Consider the following 12358-nt stretch of genomic DNA (forward strand, 5'->3'; position numbering starts at 1 on the left):
CCCAAACGCAACTGAATTGAACCCGAAAAAATGTCCAGCCTCTGCTGCCTAGTTGCCGATATCGCCCACGAAATTAACGACTCTGTGAATTTTATTTATGGCAACCTGGTTTAGACCAATAATTATATCCGAGACCTTCTTGAAATCTGACGCCTCTATCAACTAAAAGGCAGATAGAATTCGGCAAATTGTCTTGAATTTGTGAAATTTCTCATGGTTAGATGAAGCTGAGATAAAGCTAGTTGAGATTCACGAAGGCCTTTAAGTGACGCTAATTTTTCCAATCCGTATAAAAATGCACTAAATTTGGTACCGCTTTGGTTCATAGTTTGTCAGTACTAGCCAAGCAATAATTCGGAGGAAGTCAAAGCTGCATCTTTAAATTACAAGTAAACTGGAACTTAGTCATAGATTTACGTGACTATACAGTAGATTCGCGGTTTTTTTGCTTTTCACTTCAAAAAAATCTAACAAGTACCATGACAAAAAAACTGGCTAATGGTATAATCCCGCAATCTTTAATGTTATTTGAATTATTGCCGGTACTTGTCTTGGCTAATTATTTACATTTAAACGAAATTAATACAGTGCGGGAAATTAACGCAGCAGTGGTTAATATCAGTGGTCGTCAGCGGATGTTATCTCAACGCACGGCACTGTTCGCCTTAAGACTAGTCTGTACTAAAGATATTGCCGAGCAAGAGAAATTGCGCTCTACTTTGCAAGCTGATCTGGATTTGATGGAACGGTCGCATAGTGGTTTGATCGAGGGCAATCCGGAGATGAAACTACCGGGTCAACCATCACCCGTTGTTTGGTCAATGTACTTTGAGCCACCGCTAAATTTAGACCAGCACATACGCCAATATATCGCGCAAGCAAGAGCGATCGCCCAAGCAACCCCTGAAGAACTAACCTCAGACAATCCGCATCTACGTTACATTCTTACAGAGTCTTCTACCAACCTGCTTGAGGCTCTAGATGCAGTGGTGAGCCAATATCAACAAGAAAGTGATATTGAACAACTCGCCCTTAATATTCATCAAGCGGAACTCTACGAGCAAAGTTGTGCCACCGCTGCCCAAGCTGTTGCTCAATCAAAGCATTTAGAGCAAGCTTTGCACGACCTGCAACAAATCCAATCCCAACTCGTTGAAAAAGAAAAAATGTCCAATTTGGGATGTTTGGTAGCAGGGGTGGCTCACGAAATCAACAACCCTGTTAGCTTTATCTATGGGAACCTAAATTATGCAGTTGACTATGTGCAAAATTTGCTTGATTTAGTGACGCTTTACGAGCAAGAGTGCCCCAATCCTAGCTGCTTGATGCAAGAAAAAATCGCAGAACTCGACATAGATTTTCTCAGAGAAGACTTGCCTAAAGTGATGTCTTCAATGGAAATAGGGGCAAAGCGTATTCATCAGATTGTGCTATCGTTGCGAAATTTTTCTCGCAATGATGAACAGGTTATGCAGCAGGTGAACCTTCACGAAGGGATTGATAATACCCTGCTGATTTTGCAAAACCGACTAAAAGCACATGGCAACTATGCAGAAATTGAAGTGATTAAAGAGTATGCTGATTTACCTTTGGTGGAATGTTACCCAGGGCAAATGAGCCAGGTATTTATGAATTTGCTCGGCAATGCGATTGATGAGTTAGAGCGTTACAGTAGCGAAATCCTAAATAAAGGTTCTATTTCGGGGGTTCGCAGTTCGGATGAATTACTCAACAAACCCAGTCAAATTTTGATTCGCACAGAACTGACTTCTTCCAATACGATTATTGTGCGGATTGCTGATAACGGGCAGGGCATGAATGAAGATGTTAAAGCCCGATTATTTGAGCCATTTTTTACCACCAAGCCTGTCGGTAAAGGTACTGGGCTAGGGTTATCCATTAGCTATCAGATTGTAGTAGAGAAGCACAAAGGTTCGCTTAATTGCGTATCGGTACCTGGACAAGGATCAGAATTTTGTATTGAGATTCCCGTGTGGCACACTCAGGAAGAATCAACGCTTCACAGAAGAAATCAACTTTTGGCAAGTTAACAGCCGTGAGAGCGCACCATTTTTGTAAAAAGTGCGAATGGAATTCTCCAGAGATATTTAGCCAAGGAAAAAAGTTGTATTTTATTGATACAGCTTTTGTTGTTAATTGTTCATTCTCATGTCTAACTTACCGCCGCTGAATACCGAAACGATTTGGGCTATCCTGAACGATGAAATTGATGATGCCACAGTGAACCAACTGGTGTGGCAATGCTTGGGTTATCGCTACGACACAGGGGCGAATCAATGGGACGCGAGCGAAGTTCCCCCAGAATGGCGAGATGAATATCCACAACCGCCTGATTTTATTGAGAACCGTCCACCAACGGTGAAGCTGACTCGCTCGATTCCGGCAGAGAACAAGCAGCTACTAAAAGAACAACTCGGCTTTAAAGGCTACAAATTGGGTGAATTTGGTCCCAGGCAGACTCGTCGGGCAACAGCGGCGAATTGGCTGTTGAGCTATATGCAAACCACCCGTTGAACTAAGTCATACTAAGCGGGACTCAAATCACCACTGCCCACGCCCTAAACTATAAACAAGTTATCGGGAGTGGATAAATCCCAGGATTGGCTGACTCCCGGCAACAAATTCATTGAATGGAGACTAATTCAGGTGGAGACAAACCAGAATGTGCCCGTTGAACACCAAAATGTACCTGAAGGGCATCGGGGGCTGCACGAATTTTTGTATAGCTCCGACGACGAACACGCTGCCCCTGAGATAGCGACTCCTGTCGATCTCGAAAACGATGGAACTGAAGTGCTACCGCTTCAGGATTGGTGCGATCGCGTTCAGAATGCGAAAATTGCTGGGGTGTACGCTGTGTTAAATACCCAACGTCAGACGCAATATATCGGATACTCGCGGAATGTGCTGCTTTCCCTGAATGGTCATGTCGCTCAAAATGGGAGAGAAACTTGCGCGTTTGTGCGGGTGCAGGCGTTCAAGTTCCCGAAACGCACGGACATGGAAAATTTGCGAGAGGCGTGGATTTCCGGACTCGGCAGCGTTCCGCCTGGTAACGCTGAGGTCAGTGAGATGTGGGCTAGCACGGTGGGCGAAGTTGCAAAAGCAGCCATGTCGCCCGAAGAGCGCAACGCCTATGAGGAGAAAAAGCTCAAACTTCGCAAGGCGATGGCAGATAGCACGCTCACTAAGGATCTTGCAGATGCCGAGGAAAGTGATGCCAAGAGGCAGCAAAAGCTAGAAGCGGCAGTGAATAACGACGACTGGAGTGCTGTCATCGAGGGACAGACGCGGGAAACTCATTCGTAATCGTGAAAAAACACCCAAATGAGGACATTTGGGTGTGAAAAGGCAGGGATTCAATCAAAATTAAAAAGTCATAAGGTAAAAAATTAGGAATCGATAATTTTGACTACCCTTTCGATAGAACGTCTGCCATTAGGCAAGGTAATAATTAACTGATTCGTATTCAAATTTAGAGTATAAGTGTACCGACCGTTTTTGGCGACATAAACATTCCTCTTTGGAGAAGAAACAGGGAGAAGAATGCTACCTTTGCCATTCTTCGCACGACCCACGTAGAAGGTGCCTTTGCGAGTGTAACAAATCCCTACATAATGATTGGTTGTTTCGACAGAGAAACCTTCTGCGATGTCGTTGATGCAATCGTTAGAAGCAGCTACTTGGATTGGGCGATCGCTTACACCGGAAGCACTTTTTGTAAGTTCTGCTGCTTGTACTGTTGGTGCTAAGAATAATAATGCTCCCGCGCTTGCTAAAGCGAGTTTCAATGCTTGTTTGCCATTCAATCCAAGTTTCACAGATGCCATTTCATTTTCTTCCTTTGACAGAGCGTAATCAAGTGAGTAATCGTTTTGTTTAAGGATTAGCTGAAAAAATGAATTTTCGTACTAAAACTAAAAGCTGAACACCCACTATTATGCCTGAAACAAAACTAACAACTAAATAGTGAGAGTTGCTGCTATAGTATTACTCCAAACTATTAATTAACTTTTCAATAGAACGTCTGCCATTTGGGAGCTTAATAACGAGCTGACTCTTACTCATGTCCACCGTGTAAGTGTACGGACCGTTTTTAGCCGTAAATACATTACGGTTGTAAGAAGTAAGAGGAACAGTTATACCACCACGCCCATTCTTGGCATAACCGACATAAGTGTGGGGATTATCTCCGCCGCAAATATACACTAAGTAGTTTTTCGTTTCAGCAGCAACGAAAGTACTTTCATCCCTATGACAACCCACCTCTGTTTGAGCTAGTTCGATAGAGTGGGAAGTCGATAAAGTTTGAGATGCAGGTTGCTGAGAAGTGAAAGCAACCTTCTCGGCACTTTTTTCAGTTAGTTGTACAGCACCTACTGAAGGTGCTAAGAATAATAATGCTCCTGTGCTAGCTAAAGCTAATTTCAAAGCCTGTTTGCAATTGAATTCAGATTTCGTAAATACCATTAATTTGACCTTCTTTGTAAGATAATAACCGTAAGATTACGGTTGTTTTTTGGGGAACTATCTGTTTGTCGATAGTTTTATCTTCAGAAGGGCGCAAGGCATTTCCAGAAATCCCAGAAATCTTTTGCGAGTAAACTAGGCAGGAAGCAATAAATCTTGATTTTTAGCCTTCGTATTCGCTATCGATTTCAATGTCAAGGGTTTCTTCATCAAATCGGATGTAGAGAATATTTGGGCGACAGCAAACTTGGCAATCTTCAATATACGACTGCTGACCCCCAGCACTTAGATCAACAAATGTAACGTTTGGTTCGCCGCAATAGGCACAAAAATACTCAGATGTTGATTGCATTTAATTTATTCCTCTAATCATCGTTATTGAGTCCATCGCAACACTCTTTCATTAACGATGGTTTGATTCCCTTGAATAATGCGTAGCTGGCTTTGGGTAAGAATATAACGGGTATTACCTTGAACAGCAACAAACTGACCACTACTGTTACTGGGAACCGTTGCATTAACAGTGTTTTGGGTTCCATTTTTGGCACCCCCAATATAGACTAAAGTACCTCCCTTAGCCATACAGATATGGGCGAAATAATTTCTAGTTTCAGCAGCACGGTATAAAGATGTATTCGGTGGGCAGCGGGTGTTCAGAAGTTGAGCAAGTTCAATCGAATTGGAAGTTGATAAGGGTTGAACCTGGAGAATTTCTGCTGTGTTTTGCAGGGAAAATTCAAAGCGATCGCTCTCGGCACTCTGTTCTCCAGCGTACACCGAAGAGGTCAGGAATAAAAATGCTCCTACGCCCGCCAAAGCTTGTTTTAACATCTGCTTATCCTTGGTTGCTTGCTCTATTCAATTTATAAAAAAAAATCCCCACCAGTACAGCGTCTGGTGGGGGAAAATCTGATAAATGGAACGATTATTTAATTCCCACTTGCATTCTGTAACTGGCGTTTCCTCTAGTCCCGCCAACAACGATCTTATAGTCCCCGCTTCTAGGCAATGTGCCGCTCCAGCTAGTTGCCTCTTGTGCAATAATTCGCCCATTCGGAGCTACGATATCAAAAACAGCGTTGTCTTCAAGAGAGGTAATGCCGATCGTCATTTTCTGGCGTACCTTGGCACCCAGCAGATAAATATCTCTCGTTCCTCGCACGACCGAGTATTCTACAACTGCTGAGCTTTTCCCTTTTGCAAATCGAACCCGCTGGGTGCGACCTTGCGGTTGAGCTGCCAAAACAGTTGGTTCAACTGCCGCAGCACCTGTGGAAGTTACGGTTTTGGCGATCGCTTCTACAGAGGGAATCAAGCACAAAAGCGCTCCTGCACCTACTAGAGTGAGTTTAAAAGCAAATTTACGATTAAATTGAGGTTTTACGAATACCATCTGTTAGCCTGCCTTGGGAGAATAAAACTCTTCTTAGAGTCTCACTGGACTTTCTAACAACTACATCTGTGCGATCGCTGTTTTCATAAAATGCCAGAATCGGCTTATCCGTGTCCTTACGGTCGTAATCACCCCGTAGGCTAGGTTAAGCAGGGTGAAGCCTCCCGAAAATGAGCCTTAGCGTCGGCTAGATGCTTCTGGAGGGTTGCGACTGGTAATGGCCCTTGCAAGTGGTTCCAAGGCAAAACTTGATCTAACGACCAACTGGCGTGGATGTAGGAATCGAGATCCGGCAGTTGTCCTCGCAGTTCTTTAAAGGCACGGCGGTAGCTGCCTAGAGAGTCGCCGTAGTGTCGTGTCAGTTCTAGAAGATGGGAAAGTCGGCGATCGCCTCTGGATATTAAAGCTTGGATTGCTGACCAATTATAGCTTTCCGGTCGAAACTCAATCCCTTCGCGGCGCAATTGCTTCTCTAAGCTTTTCAGCCGCTTTTCGGCATCCCGATTCACTCCAAACCACTGAAACGGCGTATGAGCTTTAGGGACAAAAGTGCTGCATCCGAGTGTCAAGCGTAACCCAGGCGCGGCTTTTTTCAGCGATCGCATCATCGCCACAGTTGCTTCTAAATCTTCGGGTTCCTCCCCCGGAACTCCCACCATTCCATAGAGTTTGAGGTTGCTTAATCCACCTGCTTTGGCATTGATTGCAGCTTGGATGATTTCCTCATTCGTCAGCTTTTTATTGATAATCTGCCGCAATCGTTCCGAGCCACTTTCTACGGCAATGGTGAGCGATCGCGTGTCTCGTTTTGCTAAAGTTTGAGCTAGCTGTACCGTCACCGTATTCGTCCGCACCGAAGCAATGCTGAGGCGGACATCGTCGTACTTTGGCTGACTCAAATAATCTAGAAGGGTTTCAAACTCTGGGTGTTGCGTAACAGACGCCCCCAATAATCCCAGCCGATTCGTCACCGCCAATCCCCGATCGATGGCTGGAATTAGCGAACTTTCCAAACTAGCTGTCCGAAACGGCAATGTTAGATAACTCGCCAAACAGAAGCGGCACATTTCCGGGCAACTCCGTACCACTTCCACCATATAAATATTTTCCCACGCCGCCTTCTCTGTCACCACAGTGGAAGCGGAAAGCGTATTTCCCCGATAGGTTTGCTTTTCAATGACGGCGGGAATCTCCGCATCTACGGGCAAAATTGACTGGATGGAGCCATCCGGTGAGTGATATTCAACTTGATACAAACTAGGAATATAGATTCCTGGTACTTGCGCCAAACGCCTTAGTTGAGCTTGTCGGGTAGCAGTTCTAACTTCTTTATACGCATCAATAAAATTGCCGAGCAGATTTTCGCCATCTCCCAGCAAAATGACATCAAAAAAGTCAGCAAAAGGTTCTGGATTGGCAGTTAATACGGGTCCTCCCCCAAATACGAGGGGATGATTGTCATCACGCGCCGATGCTCGATTCGGAATCTCTAGCAATTCCAACAAATTGAGGATATTGACATAATCCAATTCCCAAGAAAGGGAAAATCCGACTAATTCAGGCGATCGCAGCAGCGGCTCATGAGTATCTGTAAATAGGCGGCTGACTTCAAGATCGGAGCGCATTGCCAAAGACGCCCACACCACCTGATAGCCTAGGCTAGTGATGCCAACGCTGTACTCATTCGGGAAGGCAAATATAGTCCGGATGGCGTCGGTGTCAGGCGTCGCGGGTGTAAATAAAAGACGTTCTGCGGCAAAAACTCCAGACATCACAGGCAAATAAAACCTTAAAAGATTATCTTATTCATATTTAATTTTAAGCGATAAAATTATCAGATTGAAAATTAAGGTTAGCAAGTTGGCAGCAATAACCGGAAAAGATTGAATGTAAAAACCGTACACTAACCACAAAAACACTCCCGAACAGAAAATAATCAACATTTCCAGGGAAACATCTTTGGCTGATTTTGTTTGCCATACTTTAAACAATTGAGGCAAAAAAGCTACAGTGGTCAAAGTTGCCGCCAAAAATCCCAAACCCGTCACAAAATCCATGCTACTGCCAATTGATTTGCAAAAAGAATTATAGATAAGATTTAACTATAGCAGTCCTATATGATTCGTGAATGCGAGAACCCCGACTTCTTAAAGAAGTCGGGGTTCTGAAGTGATTTGTAATCTCTCTTCTTTCTTTTTCTTCGCGTCCTATAGCGCTAACGCGCATCCGCGCCGCTTCGCGAACGCTAAGGCGTCTAAGCGCTAACGCGCAGGCTCCGCCAACGCAGTTTGTTAATAGAGATTTTGTTCAATTAATCTCAAATCTGGTTAATTCGACCCTAAAACAATAAGCCTGCCTCCGCAGGCTTATTCTGTATAGACGCAGACTAAAGTCTGATGGAAGCAGTGCATCCACCTAAAATACAACTTGGCATCCCTGCATTGAGGGAACAACCGCACAGATGACTGCATTCGCGATAAAACCCAGACCTAAAGAAAAACCACTAACCAAGAGGATTGTTAAAGCTAATAATCCAAAAGGGCTACTTTCTAAAGGTTTTAATGACGGGAAAAATTCACTGAATACATGAAACCCATCCAGAGGAGGAATAGGCAGCATATTAAAGAGAAACAAGCTCAAATTGATAGACGCACCCAGGTAGAGAAATTCAGAACTCAGAATTCTTGTTGAGAACAAGCTGAAATCCAATTTGAGAATCAAAAGAAACAGAATGCCCAAGCCTAGATTTAACAAAGGACCAGCGATAGAAACCAAAATATTGCTAATTTTCTTATGGCGAAACCGTGCGGGATTGATAGGCATTTGTCCCCACGCCATACCAGCAATGCAAAGAAAAATAATTGACTCCCATCCCATGTGAATCACTGGATTCAAGGTCATGTGTCCGCTTTTTTTGGGGGTGTCATCACCTTGACTTAAAGCAGCTATACCATGAGCGAGTTCGTGTAGCGTCACTGAAGCCACAACCAGGATGATAATTCTTAGAAAGAGTATAGGATCGGTCAGAATTGTTTCAATTAACATCGCTTGACCTCGATAAGGCGGTAATACAGCAACCCAAAACGAAATAAAATCAACAATCAATTGACTGACAGAACTTACTGCACCCAGTAGTTTTGATCGCAATCTTCATAACTTATGTATTTATCTGCTTGGTGGCTGAAGATTACGCACAAACGTTAAGCAAATTGTCCATGATGGATTGGCATCAGAAGGGCGATCGCTTATACTGATCCCAGCGGGTGCATCTGTCTTAGGAAGGATATTTTGAGCTACAAACCGAAGTTACTGTTTTCCAGATAAGTTCCCAAAAAGCGATCCCCCTGAGAAATGTTCTTGGCAAACATTTTTCAGGGGGGATCGCCGACTTCAGCGCTAACCCGCTCCTCTCAAAGCTAGATTTTTATCAAATACCACGTCCGCTCCTCTAATAAGCTCAGCCAGAGAGCAAGAAGCTGATAATTAGGAGTTTGATAGAAAATGCCTTGAGATTTGCCCCATTTCTTGAAGTTACTTAAGCTATCAACCAACAAGGTCTAGAACAAAGCTTGGAACTGGATGAGTTTAGGTGTATTCTTTGACGGAATAAAAAAATAACAATTTGACAAAAAGCGAATAAGTTCACATTGTGTAGGCACAGATCCCGGATTCAAGCCATAAAATAGGCAACAATAAGCAGGGAATTTTGCGCCAGAAGTTTTTGGTGATTGAGGAGTTGACGTGACCAAGTTCATCTCAAGACTGAAGGATTTATCAGGCAAGTTCAATGCGGGGGTGTCAAATGAACCAGTCGAGACTCCTGTAGGTAATAAAGAAGAACCAGTCGATACTCCGATTGATGGCAAGGAACAAGACGAAGGACACGCAGACGCATCACGACATCGTCGGGAATTGAAGCGAAATCTCTTGCGGCTGAAGCGCTTCTCCACTCAGGAGCTTCCTAAAATTGTCAAGAAGCCATTCACTGGAGAAAACCCACTCCATCATCAGCGTCGATTTTGGATTGGTTTAGGTGTGGGAGGAGGAGCGATCGCGCTTTTGACTGCTGCGTGGTCGCTGGAGAGTAGCTTACCCGATACCAGCGATGCCTTAACCTTGATGCGACCAGAGACTTTGACAATCAAAGCCTCAAACAACAAGATACTTCAACAAATCGGCCCTGCTACTCGCGAAACCCTCAAAATTGACAAAATTCCCAAGCAGCTAATTCAAGCTTTCATTGCGATAGAAGACAGACGCTTTTACAAACACCAGGGAGTTGATTACCAGGGAGTTTTAAGGGCAGCTTTTTCTAACCTGATAGCAAGAGACGTTGTAGAAGGCGGTAGCACCATCACCCAACAGCTGGCGAGGATGGTTTTTCTCGATCAGGAGCGTAGCGTCTGGCGCAAGCTGAAGGAAGTCCGAACCGCTCAAAAAATCGAAAACGAAAATACCAAAGATCAAATTCTAGAACGCTACTTAAATTTGGTCTATTTGGGAGAAGGTGCTTATGGCGTGGCAGATGCGGCTTGGGTTTACTTTTCTAAGCCGGTGTACGAACTAACCTTATCGGAAATGGCGACACTTGCTGCCATCCCACCAGCACCCAATCAATATTCGCCCATTAAAAATCCGCAAGTAATTAAAGAGCGCCGCAATCTGGTATTACAACAGATGCAGCTGGCGGGGTTCATTACAGCCGCCGAAGCCGAGAAAGCGATCGCTGACACCCTGATAACAAAACCCAGCCGTCCTAAGCGGCTCGAAAGGTTTGCCCCTTATTTCACCGAATACATCCAACAAGAACTGCCCAAACACGTCTCGCCAGCAGCGATTAAGGCTGGAGGATTAACAGTAGAAACCACCCTGAAGCCAGAATGGCAGGAAGCGGCGGAAAAGGCCGTTATCGAAACCGTTGAAAACAGCGGTCGCGGTCAAAACTTCGAGCAAGCCGCCCTTGTGGCGCTCGATCCGCGTACCGGCGAGATTCGGGCAATGGTCGGGGGAAAAGATTTTTATAAGCAACAGTTTAATCGCGTTACTCAGGCACAGCGCCAGCCCGGTTCGACATTTAAAGCGTTTGTATACACGACAGCAATGGCTGCCGGTTTCACGCCCTATCGCGGCTACCTGGACGCTCCCTACAAAGTAGACGGCTATACCCCCAAAAACTACAGCGAAGAGTACCGGGGCTGGATCTCCATGCGTGATGCCCTGATTGGCTCAATCAATACTGTTGCTGTCAAAGTTTTGGTCGATGTGGGATGGGATACGGTGATCGATGTCGCCCACAAAATGGGCATTGAATCAGAACTGAAGCCGACCTATTCCACTGCCTTAGGTGCCTCTGAAGTGAACCTGCTGGAACTCACCAGTGCGTATGGCACCTTTGCGACAAAAGGGATGCATACCAAAAATTACGGCATTCGTCGCGTTCTTGACCGACGCGGGAACGTTATCTACGAAGCGAAGTTTAAGCCCGACCGTGTCCTCCAAGAAGATACGTCTGCGATTATGACCTGGTTGCTGCGGGGTGTCGTGAATGAGGGGACGGGTCGCGCCGCCGCTCTAGACGATCGACCTGTTGCTGGGAAGACGGGCACCTCGGATGAGGCACGCGATCTGTGGTTTATTGGCTACATCCCCCAAATGGTTGCGGGTGTCTGGCTGGGCAACGATGACAACAAACCGACTTGGGGCGCGAGCAGTACAGCCGCCTACACCTGGAATAAATTCATGGCGGAAGTGGTTAAAGATATCCCGGTCGAGAAGTTCCCAGATCGACCCACCGAGCTAGAAGGACGTAAAGCCCAGCTCACGATCAAGCCCATCAAGCCTAAAAGCATCTTCTCTGGAAGCATCATCTCCAAAAACAGCGACGACGATGATACACCCCGGCGTAGCCGGTCTCGTCGGACGAGAGATAGCGATGATAGCTCCAGCGAAGAAACTCCCCGGCGCAGACGCTACCGTACTAGCAGCGTCCAAAGCTCCGAGAGCACGCCTCGACGGAGACGGCGTCGCAGCCAAGAAGTCCAGCCTCAAGAAGAATCTAGACCTCGCTACCGTCGTTCTCGCCGCCAAGTAAGTACAAATTCTCAAAGCCAAGAGAGTTCAAGCAATAGCAGCCGTCGCTACCGCCGTTCTCGTCGCCAAGCAAGCACAAGCTCTCAGGAGTCGGCACCCGTTCAGCGTTCTGTTCGCAGAAGGGCATCATCAGATTCTACTTCTAGCACTGCACAGCCAAGGAGAAGACGAACTTACAATTCTGCGCCAACCGCTCCACGGGCACCGAGGAGAACAGCGGATGCCGCCCCACCTCCTGCTCCGCCAGCAGCGCGAAAGGAAAATTAGGAACGATTAGAACAACTTCCTAACTCTCAAGCGCGATCGCGAAAACAATGGGGATCAAACTCAGGGGTGATAGACGATCCCCTGAGTTTTGGTACGATAACCAAAAATCGATAAGAG

12 protein-coding genes are annotated in these 12358 nt (G+C 45.6%); 4 read left to right on the forward strand and 8 right to left on the reverse strand.

What is annotated here, in order from left to right:
* Positions 1-479: 479 nt before the first annotated feature.
* From NDA03_RS11030 to NDA03_RS11040, 3 genes are all read left to right on the forward strand, one after another.
* Entirely contained in the window at positions 480-2051 is a 1572-nt protein-coding gene (locus NDA03_RS11030; protein ID WP_348238035.1) for an ATP-binding protein, read from the forward strand.
* 118 nt (positions 2052-2169) lie between these two features.
* Positions 2170-2535: a DUF1823 family protein gene (locus tag NDA03_RS11035; RefSeq protein WP_190684782.1), complete on the forward strand. Its 366-nt coding sequence runs from the start codon at positions 2170-2172 to the stop codon at positions 2533-2535.
* 132 nt (positions 2536-2667) lie between these two features.
* Positions 2668-3330 carry a GIY-YIG nuclease family protein gene (locus NDA03_RS11040; RefSeq protein ID WP_348238076.1) on the forward strand — a complete coding sequence of 221 codons (663 nt, stop codon included), beginning with the start codon at positions 2668-2670 and terminating at the stop codon, positions 3328-3330.
* An 83-nt stretch (positions 3331-3413) separates the two neighbouring features.
* Here the strand turns inward: NDA03_RS11040 and NDA03_RS11045 are convergent, their stop codons facing one another.
* From NDA03_RS11045 to NDA03_RS11080, 8 genes are all read right to left on the reverse strand, one after another.
* Positions 3414-3851, reverse strand: coding sequence for a hypothetical protein (locus NDA03_RS11045; protein WP_190526082.1), 438 nt, complete (start codon positions 3849-3851; stop codon positions 3414-3416).
* Positions 3852-4011: 160 nt separating this feature from the next.
* Positions 4012-4491, reverse strand: coding sequence for a hypothetical protein (locus tag NDA03_RS11050; protein ID WP_190677285.1), 480 nt, complete (start codon positions 4489-4491; stop codon positions 4012-4014).
* Between the two features lie 163 nt (positions 4492-4654).
* Positions 4655-4843: a CPXCG motif-containing cysteine-rich protein gene (locus NDA03_RS11055; protein ID WP_190410373.1), complete on the reverse strand. Its 189-nt coding sequence runs from the start codon at positions 4841-4843 to the stop codon at positions 4655-4657.
* A 23-nt stretch (positions 4844-4866) separates the two neighbouring features.
* Positions 4867-5322: a hypothetical protein gene (locus NDA03_RS11060; protein ID WP_348238036.1), complete on the reverse strand. Its 456-nt coding sequence runs from the start codon at positions 5320-5322 to the stop codon at positions 4867-4869.
* 94 nt (positions 5323-5416) lie between these two features.
* Positions 5417-5884 carry a hypothetical protein gene (locus tag NDA03_RS11065; RefSeq protein ID WP_190410371.1) on the reverse strand — a complete coding sequence of 156 codons (468 nt, stop codon included), beginning with the start codon at positions 5882-5884 and terminating at the stop codon, positions 5417-5419.
* Between the two features lie 140 nt (positions 5885-6024).
* Positions 6025-7659, reverse strand: coding sequence for a radical SAM protein (locus NDA03_RS11070; RefSeq protein WP_348238037.1), 1635 nt, complete (start codon positions 7657-7659; stop codon positions 6025-6027).
* A gap of 27 nt (positions 7660-7686) precedes the next feature.
* Positions 7687-7941 (reverse strand): SemiSWEET transporter, encoded by a 255-nt coding sequence (locus tag NDA03_RS11075; RefSeq protein WP_190410369.1) that lies wholly within the window; start codon positions 7939-7941, stop codon positions 7687-7689.
* Positions 7942-8299: 358 nt separating this feature from the next.
* Positions 8300-8989, reverse strand: coding sequence for a site-2 protease family protein (locus NDA03_RS11080; RefSeq protein ID WP_348238038.1), 690 nt, complete (start codon positions 8987-8989; stop codon positions 8300-8302).
* Positions 8990-9850: 861 nt separating this feature from the next.
* On the opposite strand from NDA03_RS11080, the gene NDA03_RS11085 reads away from it, so the two are divergent.
* The gene (locus NDA03_RS11085) at positions 9851-12241 is read left to right on the forward strand and encodes a penicillin-binding protein 1A (RefSeq protein WP_348238077.1); all 2391 of its coding nucleotides are present in this window, start codon (positions 9851-9853) and stop codon (positions 12239-12241) included.
* The last annotated feature ends 117 nt before the right edge of the window (positions 12242-12358 follow it).

Source organism: Trichocoleus sp. Lan, from assembly GCF_039961855.1.
Lineage (GTDB): Bacteria > Cyanobacteriota > Cyanobacteriia > Cyanobacteriales > FACHB-T130 > FACHB-T130.